Annotated in this window: 22 protein-coding genes, 1 pseudogene and 1 riboswitch; of the genes and pseudogenes, 11 read left to right on the top strand and 12 right to left on the bottom strand. The window is 64.9% G+C overall.

The features are described from left to right. Positions 1–42: 42 nt before the first annotated feature. The 9 genes from QRN11_RS06310 to glyA form a co-directional block, all read right to left on the bottom strand. Complete coding sequence (locus tag QRN11_RS06310) at positions 43–744, bottom strand: 2'-5' RNA ligase family protein (RefSeq protein ID WP_255470872.1); 702 nt, start codon at positions 742–744, stop codon at positions 43–45. Positions 745–748: 4 nt separating this feature from the next. Next, positions 749–1,792 (bottom strand): tryptophan--tRNA ligase, encoded by a 1,044-nt coding sequence (gene trpS, locus QRN11_RS06305; protein WP_285250298.1) that lies wholly within the window; start codon positions 1,790–1,792, stop codon positions 749–751. 19 nt (positions 1,793–1,811) lie between these two features. Further along, positions 1,812–2,645, bottom strand: coding sequence for an exodeoxyribonuclease III (locus QRN11_RS06300; protein WP_285250297.1), 834 nt, complete (start codon positions 2,643–2,645; stop codon positions 1,812–1,814). A 10-nt stretch (positions 2,646–2,655) separates the two neighbouring features. Beyond that, the gene (locus tag QRN11_RS06295; RefSeq protein WP_142061684.1) at positions 2,656–3,213 is read right to left on the bottom strand and encodes a hypothetical protein; all 558 of its coding nucleotides are present in this window, start codon (positions 3,211–3,213) and stop codon (positions 2,656–2,658) included. 60 nt (positions 3,214–3,273) lie between these two features. Then, positions 3,274–4,107 (bottom strand): ABC transporter permease, encoded by an 834-nt coding sequence (locus QRN11_RS06290; protein WP_285250296.1) that lies wholly within the window; start codon positions 4,105–4,107, stop codon positions 3,274–3,276. Then, entirely contained in the window at positions 4,104–4,964 is an 861-nt protein-coding gene (locus QRN11_RS06285) for an ABC transporter permease (protein ID WP_285250295.1), read from the bottom strand. Before QRN11_RS06285 ends, QRN11_RS06290 begins: the two co-directional genes overlap by 4 nt. Then, a complete protein-coding gene (locus QRN11_RS06280) occupies positions 4,957–5,934 on the bottom strand; it encodes an ABC transporter ATP-binding protein (protein WP_285250294.1) in 978 nt (325 codons plus the stop codon). The genes QRN11_RS06285 and QRN11_RS06280 overlap by 8 nt, the downstream gene beginning before the upstream one ends. Before the next feature lie 134 nt (positions 5,935–6,068). Continuing rightward, positions 6,069–6,968, bottom strand: coding sequence for a bifunctional methylenetetrahydrofolate dehydrogenase/methenyltetrahydrofolate cyclohydrolase (locus QRN11_RS06275; protein WP_142061676.1), 900 nt, complete (start codon positions 6,966–6,968; stop codon positions 6,069–6,071). A gap of 3 nt (positions 6,969–6,971) precedes the next feature. Then, the gene (gene glyA, locus QRN11_RS06270) at positions 6,972–8,270 is read right to left on the bottom strand and encodes a serine hydroxymethyltransferase (RefSeq protein ID WP_285250293.1); all 1,299 of its coding nucleotides are present in this window, start codon (positions 8,268–8,270) and stop codon (positions 6,972–6,974) included. 145 nt (positions 8,271–8,415) lie between these two features. Continuing rightward, positions 8,416–8,501, bottom strand: a riboswitch (ZMP/ZTP riboswitch). A 43-nt stretch (positions 8,502–8,544) separates the two neighbouring features. Here glyA and purU point away from each other — a divergent pair. From purU to QRN11_RS06255, 3 genes are read left to right on the top strand one after another with little or no spacing between them, the layout of a single operon-like run. After that, positions 8,545–9,405, top strand: coding sequence for a formyltetrahydrofolate deformylase (gene purU, locus QRN11_RS06265; RefSeq protein WP_285250292.1), 861 nt, complete (start codon positions 8,545–8,547; stop codon positions 9,403–9,405). 27 nt (positions 9,406–9,432) lie between these two features. Then, positions 9,433–10,092 carry a class I SAM-dependent methyltransferase gene (locus tag QRN11_RS06260; RefSeq protein ID WP_091423214.1) on the top strand — a complete coding sequence of 220 codons (660 nt, stop codon included), beginning with the start codon at positions 9,433–9,435 and terminating at the stop codon, positions 10,090–10,092. Positions 10,093–10,112: 20 nt separating this feature from the next. Beyond that, positions 10,113–10,631: a gamma carbonic anhydrase family protein gene (locus tag QRN11_RS06255; RefSeq protein ID WP_285250291.1), complete on the top strand. Its 519-nt coding sequence runs from the start codon at positions 10,113–10,115 to the stop codon at positions 10,629–10,631. Here QRN11_RS06255 and QRN11_RS06250 read toward each other — a convergent pair. Together QRN11_RS06250 and QRN11_RS06245 are read right to left on the bottom strand one after the other, a co-directional pair. Then, positions 10,628–12,361 (bottom strand): flavin monoamine oxidase family protein, encoded by a 1,734-nt coding sequence (locus QRN11_RS06250; RefSeq protein WP_285250290.1) that lies wholly within the window; start codon positions 12,359–12,361, stop codon positions 10,628–10,630. The genes QRN11_RS06255 and QRN11_RS06250 overlap by 4 nt on opposite strands. Further along, the gene (locus QRN11_RS06245; RefSeq protein WP_285250289.1) at positions 12,358–13,896 is read right to left on the bottom strand and encodes an amino acid permease; all 1,539 of its coding nucleotides are present in this window, start codon (positions 13,894–13,896) and stop codon (positions 12,358–12,360) included. Before QRN11_RS06245 ends, QRN11_RS06250 begins: the two co-directional genes overlap by 4 nt. A 108-nt stretch (positions 13,897–14,004) precedes the next feature. On the opposite strand from QRN11_RS06245, the gene QRN11_RS06240 reads away from it, so the two are divergent. Beyond that, positions 14,005–15,657: a PucR family transcriptional regulator gene (locus tag QRN11_RS06240; protein WP_285250288.1), complete on the top strand. Its 1,653-nt coding sequence runs from the start codon at positions 14,005–14,007 to the stop codon at positions 15,655–15,657. Here QRN11_RS06240 and QRN11_RS06235 read toward each other — a convergent pair. Continuing rightward, positions 15,636–16,430, bottom strand: coding sequence for a nitrilase-related carbon-nitrogen hydrolase (locus QRN11_RS06235; RefSeq protein WP_285250287.1), 795 nt, complete (start codon positions 16,428–16,430; stop codon positions 15,636–15,638). The genes QRN11_RS06240 and QRN11_RS06235 overlap by 22 nt on opposite strands. A gap of 205 nt (positions 16,431–16,635) precedes the next feature. Between QRN11_RS06235 and QRN11_RS06230 the strand changes: the two genes are divergently transcribed. From QRN11_RS06230 to QRN11_RS06200, 7 genes and pseudogenes are all read left to right on the top strand, one after another. After that, positions 16,636–17,826 (top strand): ROK family transcriptional regulator, encoded by a 1,191-nt coding sequence (locus tag QRN11_RS06230; protein WP_285250286.1) that lies wholly within the window; start codon positions 16,636–16,638, stop codon positions 17,824–17,826. Positions 17,827–17,958: 132 nt separating this feature from the next. Then, positions 17,959–19,521 (top strand): multiple monosaccharide ABC transporter ATP-binding protein, encoded by a 1,563-nt coding sequence (mmsA, locus tag QRN11_RS06225; protein ID WP_285250285.1) that lies wholly within the window; start codon positions 17,959–17,961, stop codon positions 19,519–19,521. A gap of 43 nt (positions 19,522–19,564) precedes the next feature. Next, a complete protein-coding gene (gene mmsB, locus QRN11_RS06220) occupies positions 19,565–20,857 on the top strand; it encodes a multiple monosaccharide ABC transporter permease (RefSeq protein WP_142061651.1) in 1,293 nt (430 codons plus the stop codon). Positions 20,858–20,907: 50 nt separating this feature from the next. Next, positions 20,908–22,005: a substrate-binding domain-containing protein gene (locus tag QRN11_RS06215; protein ID WP_285250284.1), complete on the top strand. Its 1,098-nt coding sequence runs from the start codon at positions 20,908–20,910 to the stop codon at positions 22,003–22,005. 229 nt (positions 22,006–22,234) lie between these two features. Then, entirely contained in the window at positions 22,235–23,305 is a 1,071-nt protein-coding gene (locus tag QRN11_RS06210) for a Gfo/Idh/MocA family protein (RefSeq protein ID WP_285250283.1), read from the top strand. Between the two features lie 587 nt (positions 23,306–23,892). Continuing rightward, the gene (locus tag QRN11_RS06205) at positions 23,893–24,423 is read left to right on the top strand and encodes a hypothetical protein (protein ID WP_285250282.1); all 531 of its coding nucleotides are present in this window, start codon (positions 23,893–23,895) and stop codon (positions 24,421–24,423) included. Between the two features lie 88 nt (positions 24,424–24,511). Next, positions 24,512–25,068 (top strand): annotated as a pseudogene (locus tag QRN11_RS06200) (hypothetical protein); the annotation flags it as partial.

Here is a 25,068-nt window from a genome sequence, read left to right as displayed (position 1 = left end):
GCAAGCTTCAGCCGGGCCTGTTCAGTGGGGAGGGGCTGTTGTTCAGCCTGCTTCGGGTGCTGTGTCCGGGGCGGCGTCCGTGAATCGGGTGCCGGCGTCGTTGTCAGTTTCGGTCCCAAAGTCCAGCTCTTCCCGTAGCTGCCAGATGCCGTCCGCATCGTGCTCGTAGAGTCCCATGCTAACCACGGGGAAGGTGGCTCTGTAGTTCTTCAGTACCGTTTCGGCCTCATCGAGGCTTTCCGGGGCAACATCGTGGGCGATGGTGACGTGCGGGTGGTAGGCGAAGGGTAGATCCCGCTGGAGGGGGCCCTGCTGGAGCTTCTCGTGCAGGTCCACGCAGGCCTCGAAACCTTCCTCCACGTTGATGAACACCACCGGCGAAACCGGACGGAACGTTCCTGTGCCGGCGATGGTGACCATAAAGGGGCTTTGGCGGCGGGCCACGTCCCGCACGTGCTCCCGGGTAGCCTCCCAGTCCCGGGTAGGCGTGGTGGTCACCAGCGTGATGTGGGCCGGGACCACTCCGGCGAGGGGATCCCCGAAGGAAGCCCGCCAGCGCTGCAGTTCCTCAGCCACCTCCGGCGGGAAGCCCAGGATGACTCCTACGCTGATATCTTCCGTCCGGGACGGCGCGTGGCCGGCGGCGCCGGTGTCCTCCGCCGGGTCGCCTTGGGGGTTGCCTCGCCTGCCCTCTGCCCGGATGGAGCGGGAGCCTTCCCTTGCGGTGACTTTGCTGGACGGCATGGCGCTAGCGGACTCCTGCGAGGGAGAAGGACGGCAGGAAGCCCATACGTTCATAGACCTGGCCCAGGGTAACCGACGCAATTTCACGGGCGCGCTCGGCGCCGTGGGCCAGCAACCGGTCCAGTTCCGCAGGATCCGCCATCAGCTCGTTGGTCCGGTCCCGCAGCGGCGTGATGAATTCCACCACCACCTCGGCCAGGTCAACCTTCAGATGGCCGTACATCTTCCCCTGGTACTCCGCTTCGAGCTCGGCGACGGACTTGCCGGTAAGGGAGGAGTAAATGGTCAGCAGGTTCGAGATCCCCGGCTTTTCCTCCTGGTCGAACCGGATATCAGTACCGGCATCCGTCACGGCGGACTTGATGCGCTTGGCCGCGACCTTGGGGTCCTCAAGCAGCTGGATGGCCCCGTTGGGCGACTCCCCTGTTTTGGACATCTTGGCGCTGGGGTTCTGGAGATCGTAGATCTTGGCGCGTTCCTTCACGATGGTGGCTTCCGGCACCGTGAACGTTGCCCCGAATTTCGTGTTGAACCGCTGCGCCAGGTTCCGGGTCAGCTCCAGGTGCTGGCGCTGGTCCTCGCCCACCGGCACGAGGTCGGTCTGGTAGAGCAGGATGTCCGCGGCCATCAGGGTGGGGTAGGCAAACAGGCCCAGGGTGGCGGCGTCAGCGCCGGACTTCTGGGTCTTGTCCTTGAACTGCGTCATCCGGGACGCTTCGCCAAAGCCGGTGATGCAGTTCAAAGCCCAGGCCAGCTGCGCATGTTCGGGCACATGGGACTGGACGAAGAAGATGCTTTTGTCCGGGTCGATGCCGGCCGCGATGTATTGGGCGGCCACGATCCGAGTCCGCTTGGCCAGTTCTGCGGGATCGAAGTCCACAGTGATGGCGTGCAGGTCCGGAATAAAGAACACGGCATCATACTCGGCCTGCATGTCCACCCAGTTGCGGACGGCGCCGATGTAGTTGCCCAGGTGCAGGGAGTCCGCGGTGGGCTTGGCTCCGGAGAGGATGCGCTTCTTGATGGCAGGGGAAGTCTGGCTGGTCATGGGGAGGAAACCTTCGGGCTTAGAGCTGGTAGTCCACTACGAGCGGGGCATGGTCGGAGAAGCGGGTGTCCCACGAGGCGGCCCGGTCAACAACGGCGGAGATGGCACCGGCCGCCAGTTCCGGTGTGGCCAGGTGGTAGTCGATGCGCCAGCCGGTGTCGTTATCGAATGCTTTCCCGCGCTGGGACCACCAGGTGTAGGGCCCGTCGACGTCCCCGGCAAGGTTGCGGTGGACGTCCTGCCAGCCGATGTCCTCCCCGAAGAAGCGGTCAAAGTACGCCCGTTCTTCCGGCAGGTGGCCCGCTTTTTTCACGTTGGACTTCGAGTTCCGGATGTCCCTGGGCGTGTGGGCCACGTTGAGGTCCCCTACCACGAGGGCATGGTCGCTGTGCTTGGTGAGCTCCGGGAGGCGGGTGCTCATCGCGTCCAGGAACCGGAATTTGTCGTCCTGTTTGGGGGTCCCCACCTCGCCCGAGTGGACGTAGGCGCTGGCCACCGTGAGCTGGACAGGGCGTCCGGCTGCATTGGCGAAGCGGAAGTCCGCCTCCACCCAGCGGCCCGCCGTCGCAAAGTAGTCGTCGCCGATGCCGTTGCGGGTTTCCAGCGGCTCCTCGCGTGAGGCGATGGCGACGCCGGCCCGGCCTTTGGCTTCTGCCTCGGCGTGCAGGATGTGCCAGCCTTCGCCCAGCAGCTGGCCGACGATGGCGTCAGGCGCCCGGACTTCCTGAAGGCAGAGGATGTCCACTTCGCGCGGCTCCAGCCACGCCGCCATACCGTTCTTGTAGGCAGCCCGAAGGCCGTTGACGTTGACGGATGCGATGCGAAGGTGGTCCTTCTTCAATGCCGAGCTCACCCGCTCCACTCTAGTCGATGATGGTTCCGGTGACCGGCTCCCCGCTGCCGGAGGACTTGATCATGTCCCGGGCGTTCGTGGCGGTGATCTCGATGGTTTCCAGGGCCCGGTTGATGGTGTCCTGGTTGGCGGCAGCGCCCTTGGCACGCTCCTCCTCCACTACACGGATCTGCACCTGGACGATCTTGAAGGAGTGGTCCAGCTTGAGGTCGCGGACCTCGTCCGCCTGGCTGCGCTCGGCAACAACCCGGGTACCGCCCTGGTCCGCGCCGGCATAGGGGCCGCGACCTGCCGCCGTCGTGAAGGCATTTTGGGCTTCGGTCAGCTTCGCGCCGGCTTTTTTGGCGGCCTTCTGGATGCTGAAGACCACGAAGGAGGCAAGGGCCAGCCAGAAGAAGGCGATGACGGCAACCACCCAGCCCACGACGTCGTTCTGGTTGGCTGCGAAGATCACTGCCACTACGAACGCGGTGACGAGGACCATCAGTCCCGGCCCGCTGATGCGGAACATGGAGAATCCGCCCCTGGCGGGTTTGGAGGATGACCTGGAGCTGCCCAAAGATTGCATGCACCCATTCTCTCAAACGCCCGGGCATGCTCCCGCCGCCTTCCACCCCGGGCGAACGGGCTACTTGAGGAAGAGGTGCCGCAGGCGCACGGTGGTGAGCAGCATCCCGGCGGCGGTCATCACCAGGTAGTAGCTGATATGGATGGGCGTGGCCGCCGTGAAGGTGCCCACACTGATCTGCCGCAGCAGCTCCACCCCGTGCCACAGCGGCATCGCCTGGATGAGCCACTGGATCGCCTGCGGGTAGACACTCAACGGGTAGAAAGTGGCACTGAACAGGAACATGGGCAGCATGATGAAGTTGATCCAGTCCATCTGCTGGAAGGTCTTCAGGAAACCCGTGATCCCCATTCCGATGCCGGCAAACCCGAACGCGATCAACACCGAGGCCGGAATCATCAGCAGGGCCAACGGCGTGGTGATCAGGCCCATCACGCCCATCACCGCCGTGAAGCCCAGGGCATAGAGCAGTCCGCGCAGCAGGGCCAGCAAGATCTCGCCCAGCGCAACATCCAGCGGTCCCAGCGACGTGTACAGCATCCCCTGGTAGAGCTTGGCGAAGTTCATCTTGAAGAACACATTCCAGGTGGAGTCGTAGACCGCGCCGTTCATGGCCGAGACAGCAAGCAGGGCCGGGGCAATGTACGCGGCATACCTGATCTCCCCGCCGCCCGGCCCCTGCACCGATCCCACGATCGCGCCGAGCCCCACTCCCATGGAGACCAGAAACAGGACCGGCTCGAAGAAACCGGAGAGCATCACCAGCCAGTTGGTGCTCCTGGTGGCCAGGAGCCCGCGCGAAATCACGGCTTTGGCGTTGCGCGAGTACAACGGCCCGAACGTCCTGTTGCGGGCCGCCTCCGCGGCGCCCTTGACGGACGCTCCGGCGCTCATCGCCCCATCCTCAACGCGAACTGCCGCCTCGTCAGGAACCATCCCGCCACCGCAAGGCCCACCAGCACCAGGACGTGAAGGATGGTCAGCAGCGGCGGTTCCTGGTAGCCGTACGTAAAGACGCGTCCCAGCTCGGTCCCGTGCCAGATCGGTGAGATCCACCCGATCCACCGCACCGCCAGGGGCAGGGTGTCCAGCGGAAAGAAGGTCCCGGAGAACAGGAAGAGCGGCATCACAATGAAGCGCATCACCAGGGCGAACTGGCCCTTGTCCTCGGTTATCGACGCCGAATAGGCCATCAGCGGCAAACCAAAGGAGAGCGCGGCCAGCGTGGCTACCAGGATGGCCACCCATCCCCATCCGCCCGGTGCCGCGCCGAACAGGGCAACCGCAGCGAAATAGATGGCAGACTGCAACAGGAACCGCAGGGTGACCGCCATGATGTGGCCAGCCGCGATCTGTTGTGGCGTCAGTGGCGAGGCATGCGGGCCGTAGTAGGTCCGCCGCCACTTGAAGCCGCCCATCACCGGGAACGTGAATTCGTTGGCTGCCGTCATCACGGCCGCGGAGACCAGCAGGGCGGGCGCCACAAACGTTACATAGCCCACTCCCCCGAAAGCTCCGGCACCCTGCGCGTCCACGAGGGTGGCCAGGCCAACGCCCATCGCGAACAGGTAAGCCACGGGGTGGCCCACGCTGTACATCAGCAGGGACCAGCTGTAGCCCTTCATCACCCGGAGCACATGCTCCATGTAGTAGAAGGCACCCCAGCGGCGCGCCTTCGCCGCGGCCACTCCAGGGCTGTGCGCCGATGGAAGGGTATGGTGGGCAGCGCCCGTCAACGTCTCGTCAGTCAACGAGGCTCCTGCCCGTCAGCCGCAGGAAGACGTCCTCCAGCGAGGACCTGCGGACCAGCGATGTCAGCGGCCTCAGGCCGCGGGACGCTACCTGCTCAAGGGCGGACTCGCCGTCGTGCGCGTAAATGAGCACCCGGTCCGGCAGCACCTCAAGCCGATCCCCGATGCCGTCCAGCTCGGCGGCGATGGTGGTGTTCCGTTCGGAGCCGAAACGCAGCTCCACCACCTCACGGGTGGAGTGGCCGCGGATGAGCTGCGCCGGCGACCCCTCGGCCATGATGCGGCCCTTATCCACCACGATCAGCCGGTCGCAGAGCTGCTCCGCCTCATCCATGTAGTGGGTGGTGAGGATCAGCGTGACGCCTTGCTCCTTGAGCCGGAACAGCCGGTCCCAGAGAATGTGCCGGGCCTGCGGATCCAGGCCGGTGGTGGGTTCGTCCAGCAGCAGGATCTGCGGCTCGTTGATCAGCGAGCGGGCGATTGTCAGCCGCCGCTTCATGCCGCCGGACAGGGCATCCACCTTGGACTTGGCTTTGTCGGTCAGCTGCGCGAACTCGAGCAGTTCATCGGCCTTCGGTTTCAGGTAGCTCATGGGCAGGCCGAAATACCGTCCGTAGACCAGGAGGTTGTCACGGACCCGCAGTTCCTCGTCCAGGTTGTCCTGCTGCGGCACCACACCCAGGTGTGCGCGGACTTCCGGCCCGTGCACGTCCGGGTCAAGGCCCATGATCTCAAGGCTGCCGGAGGTGCGGGCGGTGACGCCGCCGATCATTTTCATGGTGGTGGACTTGCCGGCTCCATTGGGTCCGAGCAGGCCGAAGGACTCGCCCGCCGGGACGCTGAAGGAGATGCCGTCCACGGCGGCCACGTCGCCATACTTTTTGGTGAGGTTTTCGGCGGTGATGACCGTGCGGGGCGCCTTCCGGCCGCCCGCCCGGGCTGTGGAGGGCAGGATGGCTTCGTTGTGCACTCTCCGCAGACTAGTTCAGCCCTCTGCTAAACGGTAGTGCTCTGCTTTAACACAAGCGTGTTAAGTCTCGACGGCGGCAGGCTCCTCCGCTGGGGAAGGCGCCTGCCGCCGTCGTACTTTCCTGTTAGCCGCTTCTAGGCGATGCCCGCCTTGCGCTCCGCGGCTTCAACCACATTGGTCATCAGCAGCGCCACGGTCATCGGACCGACGCCGCCAGGGTTCGGCGAGATCCAGCCGGCTACCTCGGCGGCAGCAGGATCGATGTCGCCGTGGACCTTGCTCTTGCCCGTCTCGGGGTCGGTCTCCCGGGTGACACCAACGTCCAGCACGGCAGCACCGGGCTTCACGTCTGAGGCCTTGACGATGTGCTTGGCACCGGCCGCGCCCACGATCACGTCCGCCTGGCGCAGCAGCTCGGACATGTTGGTGGTGCCGGTGTGGGTCAGCGTCACCGTGGCGTTGATTTCGCGCCGGGTCAGCAGCAGCCCGATGGACCGGCCGATGGTCACGCCGCGGCCCACCACCACCACGTGCTTGCCCTTGAGGTCGTAGTCGTTGCGCAGGAGCAACTCGATGACACCGCGGGGTGTGCATGGCAGCGGCGAGGTGATCTTGCCGTTGACGTTCAGCACCAGCCGGCCGAGGTTGGTGGGGTGCAGGCCGTCGGCGTCCTTGTCGGGGTCGATCCGTTCAAGGATGGCGTCGGTGTCCAGGTGCTTGGGGAGCGGCAGCTGCACGATGTACCCGTGGCAGGTGGGGTCCGCATTGAGTTCGTCAATGAGGGCCTCAACCTGCTCCTGGGTGGCATCGCCGGGAAGCTCGCGCTGGATGGAATTCATCCCGATCTCCACCGACTGCTTGTGCTTCATGGACACATACAGCTGGGAGGCCGGATCCGCGCCCACCAGCACCGTGGCGATGCCGGGGGTGACGCCTCGGGCCTTGAGGGCTGCGACGCGTTCGCTGAGCTCGGACTTGATGGCGGCGGCTGCTGCCCTGCCGTCGAGGATCCGGGCAGTTTTGGTGTCAGTCATGGATCACCACTGCTCGTGCGTCGGGTACAGCGGGAAGTCGGCGGCGAGCTTGTCCACGCGGGCCTGCAGGGCCTCCACGTCGGCGCCGGTGCCGGCCTTCAACGCGGTGGCGATGATCTCGGCCACCTCGGTGAACTCGGCGGCACCGAAACCGCGGGTGGCCAGGGCCGGGGTGCCGATGCGCAGGCCGGAGGTGACCATCGGCGGGCGGGGGTCGAACGGCACGGCGTTGCGGTTGACGGTGATGCCCACGGAGTGCAGGAGGTCTTCCGCCTGCTGCCCGTCCAGCTGCGAGTTGCGCAGGTCAACAAGGACCAGGTGCACATCGGTGCCGCCGGTCAGGACGGAGACGCCGGCTTCGGCGACGTCGGCCTGGTTGAGGCGGTCGGCGATGATCTTGGCGCCTTCCAGGACGCGCTCCTGGCGCTCCTTGAATTCCTCGGTGCCGGCGATCTTGAAGGCCACTGCCTTGGCGGCGATGACGTGCATGAGCGGGCCGCCCTGCTGGCCGGGGAAGACGTTGGAGTTCAGCTTCTTGGCCCACTCCTGCTTGGCCAGGATCACACCGGAGCGCGGGCCCGCGAGGGTCTTGTGCACGGTGGAGGTGACGACGTCGGAGTGCGGCACCGGGCTCGGGTGCAGGCCGGCTGCCACCAGGCCGGCGAAGTGTGCCATGTCGGTCCAGAGCAGTGCGCCCACCTCATCGGCGATAGAGCGGAAGGCGGCGAAGTCCAGGTGGCGCGGGTAGGCGGACCAGCCGGCGATAATGACCTGCGGCTTTTCGGCGATGGCCTGCTCGCGGAGCTTGTCCATGTCGATGCGGAAGTTGTCTTCCTCCACCTGGTAGGCAGCCACGTTGTAGAGCTTGCCGGAGAAGTTCAGCTTCATGCCGTGCGTCAGGTGGCCGCCGTGGGCCAGGGACAGGCCCAGGATCTTGTCGCCCGGGGTAATCATGGCGGACAGTGCAGCGGCGTTGGCCTGGGCGCCGGAGTGCGGCTGGACGTTGGCGTACTCGGCGCCGAAGAGTGCCTTGACCCTGTCGATGGCCAGCTGCTCGGCAACGTCAACGTATTCGCAGCCGCCGTAGTAGCGGCGGCCCGGGTAACCCTCAGCGTACTTGTTGGTGAGGACTGAGCCCTGGGCCTCCATCACGGCGCGGGGGGCGAAGTTTTCGGAAGCAATCATTTCCAGGGTGCCGCGCTGGCGGCCGAGCTCCTGGTCCAGGACTGCTGCGATTTCGGGGTCGAGCTCAGCCAGCGGCTGATTGCTGACGGCGGTGGTTGAAGTGGCTGTAGTAGTCACGAAAAACTCCTGGCTAGGGATACGGGCACTGCTTAGGTCAGGCTACCGGCTGGCGCGCTTGCACACTGCCTTGTGACAGGCGTGAAAGCGCCGGTATGGCGCTGCAGTACTGACGCAGGTGCAGCCCCAATTCCGGCAAGACATGACCCTCGGCCCAGGCGTACGATCCGTGGTCTTCGTGATTGCCGCTCCCTGGTGGTTAGCCACCCAACGCCAGTTGCGACCTCCCCAGCGTACCAAATCCGGCCCGTCCTGCGCGGGTAGGCTTGTACGCGTGAGTGAAGAGCAGCTGAACCAAGCGTACGTAGTAACCCTGTCCTGCCCGGACCGCCCGGGAATCGTCCATGCGGTGGCCGGCGCCCTGCTGGTGGCGGGGTGCAATATTACGGATTCGCAGCAGTACGGCAGTCCCGCCACGGGCAACTTCTTTATGCGCGTGGAAGTAACGACGCCGGCCCCCGCCCCAGAGCTTCGGGCCGCCCTGGAGCCCGTGGCCGGCGCCTTCGGTATGCAGTGGAGCCTCAACGCTGTGGGCCAGAAGGTCCGCACCCTGGTGATGGCCAGCACGTCCGCACACTGCCTCAACGACCTGCTGTTCCAGCAGCGCTCCGGCACCCTCCCCATTGAGATCCCCGCCATTGTGTCCAACCACCAGGACCTTGCCGGGCTGGCTGAGTTCTACGGCATCCCGTTCCACCACATCCCGGTCACCCGGGAGACCAAGGTCCAGGCCGAGGACAAGCTCCGCGCCCTCATCGCCGAGCACGATATCGAACTGACGGTCCTGGCCCGGTACATGCAGATCCTCTCCGACGAGCTCTGCACCGATCTCACCGGCAAGGCCATCAACATCCACCACTCGTTCCTGCCGTCCTTCAAGGGCGCCAAGCCGTACCACCAGGCCCACGCGCGCGGCGTGAAGCTGATCGGCGCCACTGCCCACTACGTGACGGCGGCGTTGGACGAGGGCCCCATCATCGAGCAGGAAGTCATCCGCGTTGACCATGCCCGCACGCCGGAGCAGTTTGTCCAGATGGGCAGGGACGTGGAAGGCCGCACGCTGGTCCAGGCGGTGCAGTGGCACGCGGAGCACCGGGTGCTGCTCGACGGCAACCGGACAGTCGTCTTTAATTAGGTGCAGCCACCCTCCCCCGGAGACGCAATGGAAGCGGAAGCGGACCACGGCGAGCGGCGACTTGCCGACTTCTACAACGGCCGCGCCGCGTCCGGGGCCGACCACCCGCCGTCGCACCAGCGGGTGGAACAGCGCGAACGTTTCGTTGCCCTGCTGAAGCACGAGGGGCGCCACGCGATCCTGGAGGTAGGGACGGGAACCGGCCAGGACGGGCTGCAATTTGTGCAGGCCGGGATCCATTACACGGGCGTGGACATCGCCGAAGGCCAGGTCCGGTGGGCGCGTAGCCGAGGGCTCGACGTCTCTGTGGCCAGTGCGCGCCGGCTGCCCTTCCCGGACAGCTCGTTCCCGGCAATGTGGTCGATGAGCACGCTGCTGCACGTTCCGGCCCGGGATATCGATGCGGTGCTGGCGGAGCTGGCCCGCGTGGCCGCTCCCGGCGCGCCGATCGCCGTCGGGCTCTGGTCCGGGGACGATGAAGAGGTCCTGAACCCCGAGGACGACGTCGAACCCCGCTTCTTCAGCAGGCGCAGCGATGCCACGGTCCGCGAGGTCTTTGGCCGCCATGGCACCGTCGAGGAGTTTGTGACGTGGCCGGAGGGAAGCGGCGCCGAGTCCGGGCCCGGCGCGGGACTCTGGAACCAGCATTACCAGTTCTTGATCCTGCGCACCCCTGGCCCCAAGTAGGGATGTCCTAGGCTTGGGCCATGGCTCCTCTTTACCCTTTCGCCGGCAACACCCCGGCCGTCCACGACTCCGCTTTTGTTGCCCCCACGGCATCGATCATTGGCAACGCCACCCTCGCCGCAGACGCCAGCGCGTTCTACGGCGTCTCGGTCCGGGCCGATACTGCCGCCATCTCCGTAGGCGCCGGCAGCAACCTGCAGGACAACGTGGTGCTGCACGCGGACCCCGGCTTTCCCTGCACCGTGGGCAAGCGCGTCAGCGTGGGGCACGCCGCCGTCGTGCACGGCTGCACTGTGGAGGACGACTGCCTGATCGGCATGGGCGCGACAGTACTTAACGGCGCGGTGATCGGCGCCGGCTCGCTTGTGGCGGCCGGCGCCGTAGTGCTCGAAGGCACGGTGGTCCCGCCCCGCTCGCTCGTGGCTGGGGTCCCAGGCAAAGTGCGCCGCGAACTCACCGATGAGGAGTACGACGGCGTCCGGGCCAACGCGGCGCGCTACGTCGAGCTGGCCGCAGCGCACCGGCAGATGCACCTCTAATCGAGGCTGATTGGCCCGATCTCGTCCAGCAGTTCGCCGGGTCCGGGGTTGGAAGGAGCCGAGGCGCCGCCGAGGTGGTTCAGGACTCCCCACACGGCGTTCAGGCCCGTGGTGACGGCGCCTTCCGCCCAGCCGGCCGTGAACGAAACGTCGTCCCCGGCCAGGAAGATGCCGCGCTGTGATTCGGGCAGCTTGTCCTGCTTGAAGTGCGTGAACAGCCGCTGCTGGTACCGGTAGTGGCCGGGGAGGTTGGCCTTGAAGGCGCCCATGAAGTTGGGGTCGGCTTCCCAGGAGACGGTGATGGGCTGGCCCACGATGTGGCCGGCGATGTCCACGCCGGGGTAGATCTGCTCGAGTGAGTGCAGCATGAGTTCAACGCGCTCGTCGGCATCAAGCGCCAGCCACTTCAACGCGTCGTCGTTCCAGGTGTACGAGAGCAGGATGACGGCGGGCTGGTCCGGACCGTTGTCCAGCAGGTACGTGGCCCGGTTGAGGCGGTCCGTAAGGGTCATCGACAGGACCTCGTTGCCGGTGTCCGGGTCGATGTCCTTCCAGAACGGCCGGTCCACCATCACAAACGTTTTGGAGGACTGCATGTAGTGCGAGCGCTCGATAGCGGTCCAGAGCTCAGCCGGGAAAAGGGCTTCCTCCGTGTGGATCCGGGTGGACAGGAGCCAGGACTGGCAGGTGGTCACCACCGCCGGGTAGCTGGCCTCACGGCCCCAGCGTTCGCGGATCCGCAGGTTTCCGTCCGGGTCGCGGCTGATCCTGCCCACAGCACCGCGGGGCGAGCCGGAGTGCAGTGAGGACAGGGAGGTTCCTTCCGGCCAGTGCGCCATGCCCGACGGCGCGTGCTGCCAGAGTGCCTCGGGCAGGCGTTGTGCTCCCCCGCTGATGAGCCGGTGCTGGTCATCGGCGTCCGTGTACACCACGCGCAGGATTTCCAGGATGGAGTTGGGGAAATCGGTGTCCCAGCCGCCGGTGCCGAAGCCCACCTGGCCAAAGGCCTCCCGGTGTGCGAACCCTGCCTTCTTGAAAGAGTCACTGGCGGCGATGAAGCCGTAAAAGGTCTGCTCGTCCATCAGCGGCAGCAGTTCGTTCCACAGTTCTTTGATCCGGCCCGTATCCCTGGCCCGGATGGCCTGCTGCATCTCGGCGAACTTCGCTCCGTCATTGACCGCCGCCTTCCAGGCATCGGCCACTTCGCGGAAGAACGGCGGCAGGTCGCTGGGTTTTTCCGCATAGTGTTTCTGGCCCGCCAGCTCGATCACCGTGCTGGAGGTTGCCGTGGACAGCGGATTCGGAAACTCCTCGGTTTCCAGGCCGAGCAGGTCCACGTAGTGGTAGAACGCCTTGCCTGATTCCGGGAAGCGCATGCCACCAAGGTCTGCCACCACGCCGGGCGCAGCCGGGAACGAGGCAGTGCGCAGGCGCCCGCCGATGCGGTCGGCTTCATACACCACCGGCCGCAGCCCCAGCTTCATCAGCTCATACGCAGTGACCAGCCCCGAAAGTCCTGCTCCGATGACGGCCACCTCAGTGCCCAGCAGTTCGGGCGGGACGGACCCCAAACCATCCGGGTGCGCGAGGTAGTGGTCATAGCTGAACGGGAAGTCCGGATTCAGCATGGTGATGGGACCCGCGGCGGTTCCCCCGGCAGCTGCAGCCGCGGCCGGGGCGGCTGAGGTGCTGGACGGGTCGGAGGCCGGCAGTTCGGTGGCGATGGTCATGGAAGTTCTGCCTTCGTCGGTTCAGGGTTTTGCTGGGTTGAAAGGTTCGGTCTGGACAGCTCGCGGTATTCTTCGTTGCTCAGTGCCGCCACCTTGGAGTTGCGGCGCCCGTAGCCAAAGTACGCTGCAACACCCACCAGCATCCAGAGGGCGAAGACCACCCAGGTGTCAGCGCCGAGGTTGGCCATCAGGTAGGCGCACATTGCGGCGCCCAGGATGGGTGTCAGCGGGAAGAACGGCACGCGGAAGGTGCGCTCCAGTTCGGGCCGGGTGCGGCGGAGGTAGATCACGGCAAGGTTCACCAGGGCGAAGGCAAAGAGCGTGCCGATGCTGGTGGCATCCGCGAGGGCGCCCAGCGGGACCAGCCCGGCGGTGAGTGCGACGGCGGTTCCCACCAGGAGCGTGCCGGCCACGGGGGTGCCGGCGCGGCGGGAGACGCGGCCAAAGACCTGGGGAATGAGTCCGTCGCGGGCCATGGAGAGCAGGATGCGGGTCTGCCCGTAGAGGACCGTGAGGACGATGCTGGCGATGGCCAGCACGGCTCCCACCGCGAAGACCAGGGCGATCCACGGCTGGCCAGTGATCTCTTCGAGGATCTTCACGAGTGCCGCCTCTGTCCCGTCGAACCAGCTCCAGGGCCGGGCCCCGATGGCGGCGACGGCAACCAGGACATAAATGGTGGTGACGATGATCATGGACAGCATGATGGCCCGGGGCAGGTCACGCTTCGGGTTGCGGGCTTCTTCACCTGCCGTGGAGGCTGCGTCGAAGCCGATGTAGGAGAAGAACACCCTGGACGCGGCGGCCGAGACACCGGCGGCACCCATAGGCAGCAGCGGTTCGAAGTTGCCGGCGTTGAAAGCGGTAAAGGCCACGGCGCAGAAGAACAGCAGGATGCCCACCTTCACCACCACGATCGAGGTGTTGATCCAGGCGCTTTCTTTGGCGCCCCGGACCAGGAGGATGGTGGCGAGCACCACGATGACCATGGCTGGGATGTTGACCAGCCCGCCGTCGCCGGGCGGCTGGGACACGGCGTCGGGAAGCACGGCACCGAACACTGCAAGGGCCTCGTTGACATACTGCCCCGCCCCCACGGCGACTGCGGCGACGGACACCGCATACTCGAGCACCAGGCACCAGCCGCAGATCCAGGCCATTCCTTCGCCCATGGTGGCGTACGTGTAGGAGTAGCTGGAACCGGCAACGGGCACCAGCCCAGCCATCTCGGCGTAGGACACGGCGGACAGGAGGGCGGCCAGGCCGGCGATCGCGAAGGAGATCCAGATGGCCGGTCCGGCCAGGGGGACGGATTCGCCCAGGATCACCAGGATGCCCGTGCCCAGGGTGGCGCCCACGGAGATCATGGTGAGTTGGAGGACCCCGAAGCTGCGGACCAGGCGGGGGCCGCCACCGGCGCTTTCCGCCTCGCTGACCATCTGCCCGATAGGTTTGCGGCGCAGGAGCTGGGCGCCCAGAGCGGGACGGGCGGCCGGCCCGGCCGGGGGCCGGCCGGAGAGTGTAGGCACAGTCATCGTTGACGTCCGTTCTTTTTCGTTGGCTGCTGAACTGGTTTCCCCTCATTCACAGTAGGGCTGTGAGCCGCATCTCAGGCGGTGCAAAGTGCCCTATAGTGATCATCCATGAGACGTAATGCACCAGCCATGGACGGCAGTCCGGATCAGCTGGACGCTGTCACGCTGGGCCAGTTCCTCGATGCGCTTCCACCGGAAGTGGTGGTGGTCCACGATGCCGGCAACCGCCATGTTCCCCTGCGCTGGGTGGAGCCGAGCGAGTTGGAAGACCCCACCCCGTACCTGCTCGACGGTGAATTTGTCCTCACCGCGGGCCTGCCGTTCCGCGGTGAGGGGAACGGGGAAGGCGGCGGAGGCAGGGACCTCCGCAACGCCACGTCACGGGCGCAGGAGTATGTCCACCGGCTCGTTGACGCCGGGGTGGCCGCGCTGGGCTTCGGCCTGCAGCCGTATTACGACGGCGTTCCGGACCACGTGCTGGCCGCTTGCCGGCAGCACGGACTCACCCTGGTGGAGGTCCCGGCCAGCGTCCCGTTCGCCGCCCTGGGACTGGAGTTCTCGAAACTGCTGGAGTCGGGAAACGCGCGGGTTTTCCGGCAGCTCGCGGAGACCAACCGGCACCTGATGCGGGCCGTCCTCTCTGCCCGGCCCGAGCATGAACTGCTGGCGGCACTGACCCAGCGCGTGCCCGTGTGGGCAGTCTTGTTTGGCGCGGACGGCCGGGCACGTGCCCGGGCGGGTGCCGCCGTCGAACCTTCCCAACTTCAGCCCCTTCTCAAGAAGCTGATGACCGGAAGCGGACCCCGGGTGGAAACAGAAGCGTTTGACGCCCCCGGCTCGGCGCTGGTGTTCGGCCATCCCCTCAGGAGCAACAAGGACGCGACCCTGGGCAGCCTCGTCCTCGGCGCCGATAAGCCGCTGACCCCGGCCCAGAACAGCGTGGTTTCGTCCGTCGTCGGGCTCCTGGAACTACTGGTCCGCCAGCGCACCAGCGGGTCACTGGCCCCGAGCCAGCTCGCCACCGCACTGCTGCTGCACCCGGAGACACTTGCCGGGGGCAACACGCGGCAGCTGAACGGGCTAAAGGATCTGTTGGCGCAAAGCGTGGCGGGAACGCGCTCCGGCCAGGTGCGGGTGGTGCAGGGAATGCGGACAGCGGACGCCCCCGCAGCCGACGACGGGCCGGTCCGGGAGCTGCTGCAGTGGCGGCGGCTGTTCGACAGCAAGATGGTGGAACTGACCGACTACGGCTTCGCGGCCGTGACGCGGCTGAAGGTGGATGACCAGCTGGTTGCGGAGGTGGAACAGCTTGGATGGCGCCTGGTGGTGGGTGAGCCAGTGGAGCTGTCCGGCCTGCCGGCGGCCTACCGCCGCACCTCCTCATTGCGGCCCCGGGTGGCGGCGACGGGCAAAAGCGCCCGCGTCGAGGAGGTGACCTGGTCCGTCACAGGGCTGCTCGGCCGGGAAGCCGGCACCATGCTGGCGGCTAGGCTCCTGGCGCCGGTGCTGGAGTTGGAGCCGGAACGCCGCGACGGACAGCTCCGTGTCCTGAAATGCTGGTTGGCTGCGAACGGAAGCTGGGACGCCACGGCTAAGGAGCTGGGTTTGCACCGCAACAGCGTCCGCCGCCAGGTCAACGCCATTGCCGAACTGCTGGATCTGGACTTAGGCCTGGCCCAGTCCCGTGCGGAGCTGTGGATTGCCCTGCAGTACGACGAGGTCCTGCTGGCCGGGAACGCTCATGAATCCCAGGACCGGTAGAGGTCCGGCCGGCGTTCGGCGAGGTAGGGCACGTCACTCCGGGCCCGGGCAGCAGCGTCTTTGTCCACCTTTGCGTAAATGAGCTGAGGTTCTTCCCCCGCTGCTGCCAGCAATGAGCCGTCGGGGCCGGCGATGACACTGCCACCCAGGAATCTGCATCCCTCTTCCACGCCGGAATGGTTGGCGTAGGCAATGGTCAGTTGGCTTTCCAGCGCCCGGGCACGCAGCAGCACCTGCGGGACGTCGTCGTACCCGTGGGCCAGCGCAGTGGGAACCAGGAGCAGTTCGGCACCCGCCACTGCAGCGGCCCGGACCGACTCCGGGAATTCGACGTCGTAGCAGATCACCATGGAGGTGGGGATGCCATTAAGACTGACGACGGCGGGAGGCTGGGCGGCGGGACCGAAAGCAGCCCGTTCCTCGGGGCCGAAGAGGTGGACCTTGTCATAAGTGAGCAGGTTGGTGCCCTCGGAATCAAGGAGGGTTGCACTGATGTGCCACTCCCCCTGCCCGGTAACCCGGGGAAGGCTGTACACCAGGCCAATCCTGTGACGCCGGGCGATGCCGGCAAGCTTCGAGTGAAGCTCCGGCAGTCCGGCCGGGTCCACTTCTGCCCGCACGCGGCGGGGAGCATAACCTGTGGGAAAGAGTTCGGGCGTCAACAGGATTTCTGCTCCTGCAGCGGCAGCCGCTTCCGCGGCCGCATCGATGGCGGCACAGTTGGCTTCCGCATCCATCACATCAGCCCTTGCCTGCAGGAGTGCCAGCAACACCGCAGCCACCTTCCCTCGTTGGAGCAGCCTATCCGTTGAAGGCCTGACACCAGACTAACCAGTGCCTGGGAGCTCTTCCTGGGGCCATTTGCACCGCTTGGCCCCTTTTCCCGGACAGATCATCCCGGCACGCAAGCTGTGGGGCAAGCGCTTCATTGCGTTAACTTCTTGACTACAACGGGCTGAATGGGGCAATCTTCTAAGCATGCCCGCAACTACGCGCTCAACGAGGAGCAAGCCAAAAAACCCCGGCTCCCAGTCGGCCCTGAGGCAACTGAACCAGCAACGCATCATCGAGACGCTGATGGCGGGCCCTTCCACGCAGGCAGAACTGGCCCGGCAGACCGGCCTATCCACCGCAACGGTCTCCAACATCGTCAAAATCATGCTCGATTCCGGCTTGGCATCTACCGAACCCATCACCAGTTCGGGCCGCCGGGCGCTCAATGTCCGGCTCAACAGCAACGGTGCCGTGGCCGTGGGAATCGACTTCGGCCGCAGGCACCTGCGGGTGGTCCTGGCTTCGCTGAGCTATCACGTCATCGCGGAGGAATCCGTCGCCCTGCCGCTCGGACATCAGGCCGAGGAAGGCATCCAGGCGGCAGAGGTCCTGCTCGAGAAACTGCTGCGTGACAGCGGCATTGCACGCTCTGCGGTGGTGGGTGCCGGCGTCGGAATCCCCGGCCCCATAGACCGGCGCACCGGTACCGTGGCGCAAGGGGCCATCCTGCCCGAGTGGGTGGGAATCAACATCCTCCAGCACCTGGAGGACAGGCTCAAAATCCCCGTGTTTATTGACAACGACGCCAATCTTGGCGCCTGGTCAGAGGTGACCTGGGGCCAGCATACCGGAGTCAGCAACCTGCTGTTTTTGAAGATCGGATCCGGCATCGGAGCCGGCCTCATCCTCAACGGCGCACCCTACTACGGCAATGTGGGAATCACTGGCGAAATTGGCCATGCCACCATCCACGAGCAGGGCCTGGTGTGCCGCTGCGGAAACCGCGGCTGCCTTGAAACAATCGCATCAACCACAACCATGATCGAACTCTTGAGCCGCGGCGAAGACCGGCCATTGACGCCTGCCGACATCGTCCGGAAGGCCTTGGCACGTGACTCCGCGACGCTCCGGGTGCTGGACGATGCGGGCCTTGCCGTCGGCCGTGCGCTGGGCAATGTCGCGAACCTGATCAACCCGGAGGTGATCGTGGTTGGCGGGCCGCTGGCGGGCCTCGGCCACCTTCTCCTGGATCCCATCAAGAGGGGGCTGGTGCGGCACGCCGTCCCCGTTATCGGCGAGACCACCACCATCACCATGTCATCTCTCGGCGACCGGGCCGAGGCATTGGGTGCGGCCGCTTTGGTGTTCCAGCACGCCGGAATCCGTAGAACCTAGACCGTTTCGTTACCCGCGATATGCGTTAAAGACTTGACGACAACGGGCGTGATCCAGTTTACTTTTTCATCAGACGGCCCTGCGCTTTGCCGGCCGGACAAAGAAGTCATTGCATTGGAGGGTTAGGGCAATATGACGTCCCAGACCACGCAGAAGGACCCGATCATCCTGGAGATGCGGTCCATCACCAAGGAATTCCCCGGCGTTAAAGCGTTGGATAATGTAAGCCTGCGCGTCAAGGCCGGCGAGATCCACGCCATCTGCGGCGAGAACGGCGCCGGCAAGTCCACCCTGATGAAGGTTCTCTCGGGTGTGTACCCCTACGGCAGTTACGACGGCGACATCGTCTACCAGGGGCAGATCCAGCAATTCAGGGATATCCGGGCCAGCGAACACGCCGGCATTGTGATCATCCACCAGGAACTGGCGCTGATCCCGGAGCTCTCCATCATGGAGAACATCTTCCTGGGCAACGAGCCCACCAAGCGCGGGGTCATTGACTGGGCCGAAGCCCGGCTTCGTTCCCTGGACTTGCTGGCCCGCGTGGGCCTGCGGGACGATCCGGACACGCCTATCAAGGAAATCGGCGTGGGCAAGCAGCAGCTGGTGGAAATCGCCAAAGCACTGAACAAATCCGTGAAGATCCTCATCCTCGATGAACCCACGGCCGCCCTGAACGAATCCGATTCCCAGCACCTGCTGGACCTGATGCTCGGCCTGAAGGCCAAGGGCATCACGTGCATCATCATTTCCCACAAGCTCAACGAGATCGAGCAGATCGCCGACTCCATCACCATCATCCGAGACGGCAAGTCCATTGAGACCCTGGACGTCAAAGCCGACGGCGTGGACGAGGACCGCATCATCAAGGGCATGGTGGGCCGGACGCTGGAATCCCGGTTCCCGGACCACACACCGAAAATCGGCGAGATCTTCTTCGAGGTCAAGAACTGGACTGTGGGCCATCCGCAGGTCCAGGACCGGCTGGTCTGCAAGAACTCCAGCTTCTTTGTCCGCCGCGGAGAGATCGTGGGCTTCGCAGGGCTAATGGGCGCCGGACGCACCGAGCTGGCCCGGTCCGTGTTCGGCCGGTCCTATGGCCGTTTCATCGACGGGCATATCTATAAGGACGGCAAGGAAGTGGTCCTTAAGAACGTCCGCCATGCCATCGATGCCGGGTTGGGCTACGTCACCGAGGACCGCAAGTCGCTGGGCCTGAACCTGCTGGACGACATCAAAACCACCACCGTGGCAGCCAACCTGCGGAAGATCAGCCGCAACTACGTCGTGGATCCGAACCAGGAGTTCACGGTGGCGGAGCAGTACCGCAAGTCGCTGCGCACCAAGACCCCGTCCGTTGAGGAAGGCGTCGCCAAACTTTCGGGCGGGAACCAGCAAAAGGTGGTCCTGTCGAAGTGGATGTTCACCGACCCCGACCTGCTGATCCTGGATGAACCCACCCGCGGCATTGACGTTGGTGCCAAGTACGAGATCTACGGCATCATCCAGCAGCTGGCCAACCAAGGCAAGGGAGTGATCGTCATTTCCTCGGAGCTCCCCGAACTCCTGGGCCTGTCCGACCGTATCTACACGATCTTCGAAGGCGCCATCACCGGTGTCCTGACCAAAGAAGAGGCCAGCCAGGAAAGCCTGATGAAACTGATGACCTCCGCCCGCAAAGCCGAAGCCGCCTGACCCTCTGGCTCCCCAGAACCTTCCGGACACAAGGACTGACACCATGAACGCCCTCAAAAAGCTGTTTGGCGGCAACACCCGCCAATTCGGCATGATCTTCGCCCTGGTCGCACTGATCATCTTCTTCCAGATCACCACCAACGGCCGGACCCTCACCCCCGGCAACGTCATCAACCTCTTTAACGGCAACTCCTACATCCTGATCCTGGCCATCGGCATGGTCCTGGTGATCATCGCCGGCCACATCGACCTCTCCGTCGGTTCCGTGGCCGCGTTCGTCGGTGTCACCGTGGCACTGGCCATCCGCGACTGGGGCATCCCCTGGTACGCCGGCGTACTCCTGGGCCTGGTCCTCGGCGCGGTGATCGGCGCCTGGCAAGGCTGGTGGACAGCCTACGTGGGCATCCCTGCCTTCATCGTTACCCTGGCCGGCATGCTCCTGTTCCGCGGCTTCAACCAGTTCGTGGGCAAGTCCAACACCATCCCGGTCCCCTCCGACTTCCAGTACCTCGGATCCGGCTACCTCCCCGAAGTCGGCCCCAACACCGGATTCAACAACCTCACCCTGCTGCTGGGCATCGCCGCCGCCGCGTTCGTGGTGTGGGGCGAGCTCCGCTCCCGCGCCCGCGCCAAGGCCCTCGGCGCCGAAGTACCCGAAATGTGGGTCACCGCCCTGAAACTGGTCCTGATCTGCGGTGCCATCCTCTACGCCACCTATCTGTTCGCCACCGGCCGTCCCGGAACCTCTTTCCCCATCCCCGGCCTGATCCTCGCCGTCATGGTGCTGGTCTACGGCTTCATCGCCTCCCGCACCATCTTGGGCCGCCACGTCTACGCCGTCGGTGGCAACCGCCACGCCGCCGAACTCTCCGGCGTCCAGTCCAAAAAGGTCAACTTCCTGGTCATGATGAACATGTCCATCCTCGCCGGCCTGGCCGGCATGATCTTCGTCGGCCGCTCCACCGCATCAGGCCCCTTCGACGGCGTGGGCTGGGAACTTGACGCCATCGCCGCCGTCTTCATCGGCGGCGCCGCAGTCACCGGCGGCGTGGGCACCGTGGTCGGGTCCATCATCGGTGGCCTGGTCATGGCAGTCCTGAACAACGGCCTGCAACTCCTGGGCATCGGCGCAGACCTCACCCAGATCATCAAGGGCCTGGTGCTCCTGATCGCCGTCGCCTTCGACGTCTACAACAAGAGCCAGGGCAAGAAGTCGATCATCGGCCTGCTGATGAGGAACGTCGGCGGCGGCGGCCGTGCCGCCGGCGGCCCCAGCAACCCGCTCCAGCCCGATGAGACAACCTCCACCAAGGAAGCCATCGCCAGGGAAGCCTGAGTTGTGCAGCCTGAATAGCGTTACACCACTACAGAGAAAGAGAACCAACAATGCGAATGATTGGTAAAGCAGGGAAGGCAGCAGCAGTCGCTGCCATCGCAGCACTGGCACTGACAGGCTGCGGCCGCCAGGAGGCTCCTTCGGGCGGCGGAACAGAAGGCGCAGGAGGATTCGAACAGGGCGCCGACATCGCCGTCGCACTTCCCCAGAAGACCAGTGAGAACTGGGTCCTCGCCGAAAAGCTGTTTAATGACGGCCTCAAAGATGCCGGATTCAAGGCTGATGTCCAGTTTGCCAATGCCGGTGTTTCCGAGCAGCAGAACCAGATCAGCGCCATGATCACCAAGAACCCCAAGGTCCTCATCGTGGGCGCTGTCGACGGCACCCAGCTCGGCACCCAGCTGAAGCAGGCCAAGGATGCCGGCGCCACGATCATCGCCTACGACCGCCTGCTGCTGAACACCGAGAACGTGGACTACTACGTGGCCTACGACAACTTCAAGGTGGGCGTGCTCCAGGGCCAGGCGCTGCTGGAAGGCATGAAGGCCAAGAAGCCATCCGGCCCCTACAACATCGAACTGTTCGCAGGTTCGCCTGACGATGCCAACGCAAAGGTCTTCTTCGACGGTGCCATGAGCGTCCTGAAGCCGAAGATCGACGACGGCACCCTCAAGGTCCTGTCCGGCCAGACCAGCTTCGAGCAGGCCGTAACCCAGGCCTGGAAGGGCGAAAATGCCCAGCGCCGCGCTGACACGCTGATCAGTGGCAGCTACACCAGCGCAAACCTGGACGGTGTCCTGTCACCCAATGACCTCCTGGCCCGCGCAATCCTGACGTCCGTCAAGGCCGCCGGCAAGCCGATCCCGGTGATCACGGGTCAGGACTCCGAGAAAGAGTCTGTCAAGTCGATTTTGGCTGGCGAGCAGTACTCCACCATCAACAAGGACACCCGCAAGCTCGTTGAGCACGCCATCACCATGGTGAAAGACCTCCAGGCCGGCAAGACGCCTGAAGTCAACGACAAGGACTCCTACAAAAACGGCGTCAAGACCGTTCCGGCCTATCTGCTGGAGCCCGTCATCGTTACTTCTGCCAACGTGAAGACGGCATACGTGGACGATCCGGTACTCGGCCCGATCACCAAGTAAGCAGTCCCCGGAAAGCCCGGTCCCCATCGGGGGACCGGGCTTTTCCGTGCCTGCTTACCGTTGGGGCCAAGACGCAGGACCCGGCAGGTACGGGGAGGGCCGGGAGCGTCGGCCCTCCCCCTTCCCCCCACACACGCCCGCTCACTTGTGGCCGCCCATGCACCAACCCGAGCTCAATGGCGGCGGCTCATCGGCCTTTACTCCAGCGGCCCTGTGACAGGATTGCTCCATGAGCGCGCCCATTGCCACACCGTGGCTGTCCAGCCAACCCGACCAGGACCCCCGCTCCGCAACGGGAGCTTCCCTGCGCTGGGGAATCATTGCGACCGGAGGGATAGCTCGTTCGGTATCGCAAGACCTGGCCTTGCTGAATGACGCTGAGCTCTATGCCGTCAGCTCCCGCGGTCAAGACACAGCAGATGCCTTCGCCGTGGCCTATGACTTCACGAAGGCCTATGGGGACGACGGCGGTGTCGCCGGCTACCAGCGGCTGCTTGCCGATGAAGCGGTGGACGTTGTCTACGTTGCGACGCCCCACGCACAGCATTACGAGATCGTCCTGGCCGCACTCAATGCGGGCAAGCACGTTCTCTGCGAGAAGGCCTTCACCATCAACGCCCGGGAAGCGGCCGAACTGATCGAAGCCGCCAGGAGCCGCAAGCTCTTCCTGATGGAGGCAGTCTGGAGCCGTTTCCTGCCCAGTATGCAGAGGGCTTTCGAGATCGCCGCTTCCGGAGAACTGGGTGACATCCACTGGGTAACAGCCGATCTCGGTTTCCCGGCTCCTTATTCACCCACGGCAAGGCTATGGGCCAGGCAGGACGGCGGCGGCGCGCTGTTGGACCTTTCCGTCTATCCGTTGCTGTGGGCACTAGGTACCCTTGGGTTTCCGCAAACGGTCAGCGCTACGGGATTTCTCAATGACGATGGCGTCGACGCCCAGAACGCCATGACACTCGGATACAACCACGGCGCGCAGGCGCAGCTGACCTCCTCCTTGCTCGCCCATGGTCCACGCACGGCCAGCGTCGCCGGAAGCAAAGGCTTCCTGCAAAGCATCGGGTCAATTAATAATCCACGTGAACTCGTTGTCGGATCCGGATGGGAAGAACGCCGCATCGAATCCTTTGAGGTCGTGGGCCGCGGATACACCTATGAGCTGCGTGAAGTGACACGGTGCATCCAGCAGGGCCTAACGGAAAGCCCAGTGATGCCGCTGGATGACTCTTTGAACACGATGCGGCTTTTCGACGGGGTGCGGGCCCAACTGGGGGTCAGCTACCCGAATGACAGCCATTAGGAGCTTCCGCAATCCGTCATAGCAATGACGGACACAAGCCGTATTGTCATTGGCCTGATACAAAAGTTTCCACTTTTGTCGAATTGTTTTAGAAGACCCTAGACTTCCCGCAACATCCAGTCTTAGGCTGTAGGCATCGTCGAATGCACCGGGTACTGGGGGTGGTACGCATGGCTAACGCTGTTTCTCCATGGCGTGCCCTTCGGCCTGTACTTCTCGCGGGGGCTGCGACCCTTACCTGGTTAACTTTTTCATCCTCGGCAGCTTCCGCCGATACACTCTCGGACACATCGTCGTTGCTTGGCGGCGTCACAAGCTCGGTGTCTTCGGTTACGGACAAGCTGGCTGGCCCCGCACCAAAAGCTCCTGCCCACACTGTTCCTGCCCCATCTCCTGCGGCTGCGCCCCCTGTAGGCCTGCTGCAGCCGGTGGTCGGCCAGGTTTCGGGCCTCGCGGACAATATCGTTTCGGCAGTCCCGGTGGTAAACCAAGTGGTTCCCGCCGCCGCCGTCACGTCTGTCGCTGCTCCAATCGCTCAGGTTGCGGACGGAGTAACGGCAGCAGTCGTGGAGGCTGTTGTTCCACCAGTGGCTAGCACTCTTCCCGTTCTCGAACCGGTCCTGGAGCCGGTCTCCGATCTGGTGGCCGGCACGGCGCCGCTGCCAGTTGAGCTTCCCGAACTGCCTGTCGCCGCGGTTGAGGAGGAAGTTCGAGCGACTGCCGCCATGGTCCTTACGGAAGCGTCCACCCCAGAACAGTCGACGGCGGAGACGGCGGCACCTGCGGAATCCTCCGTTGTTGCTGCTCCGGATACCGCCGCGAACCCTGATGGTGCCGTATCCCTGGCAGAAGCTTCGGCGCCCCTTCGGGCAATGATCGGCGCATCCGACTCCAGCCATGACCTGCCCGGAACCGTCGATCCTTCGCCCCAGGCTCCTTCGGCGCCTGGCTCCTCCGGCACAGGAAGCGGATCGGCATCAGGCGGTTCCCCCGGTTCGTCTGCATTCCTGAACCCCTTAACCTTTGATTTTTCCCTTCCCGGTGCCATTTGCGTCGGTGAGACCCCTGAGCATGCCCCTGCACCGGTGTCCTTCGACCCCGGTTCTTCTCCTGACTAGTTGAGGCACGCCTGCCCATTTGCGGCAGAAACGTGACCAATCGGGTTGCTGAAAGCACCCTTACTCAACTTTCTCAGGAGACATCATCATGAGTTCCAACCTTCGCAGGGGGATGCTTGGCACCCTCTTTGCCGGCGGGCTTTTAGCCTTCGGCTGCACCGCGGCGAACGCCGCGGACACTACCAGCGGATCGGATCTATCCGCATCCGCCCTCATCTCGGCGGCGGCGTCCGCTGACTCGACGTCGTTGGGCCTGCTGGGTGGTCCAACGCCGTCCGAATCAACGGCCGTCGTCGCCGAAGTGGATGCCGCAGTCAACCTGGGCAACGGCACAGGGACCGGCGGAAGTACCACCAGCCCCGACCTCGCCGCGGCAGCCGTCGTGGACGTCGGACTCGGCAACACCGTCACCAACGGAACCAACACGCCAGCGGCAGAGCTGGCCGCCGCAGCGGACGTAGCCGTAGACCTGGGAGGCACCACCGGGGCCGGGCAAACCACCAGCCCCGACCTCGCCGCCGCAGCAGTCATTGACCTCGGACTCGGCAACACCGTCACCAACGAAACCAACACGCCAGCGGCAGACCTGACCGCCGCAGCGGACGTAGCCGTAGACCTGGGAGGCACCACCGGGGCCGGGCAAAC

Origin of the sequence: Pseudarthrobacter sp. fls2-241-R2A-168, from assembly GCF_030209335.1 — a bacterium.
Classification (GTDB): domain Bacteria; phylum Actinomycetota; class Actinomycetes; order Actinomycetales; family Micrococcaceae; genus Arthrobacter.
This window is presented reverse-complemented; position numbering and strand designations above follow the sequence as displayed.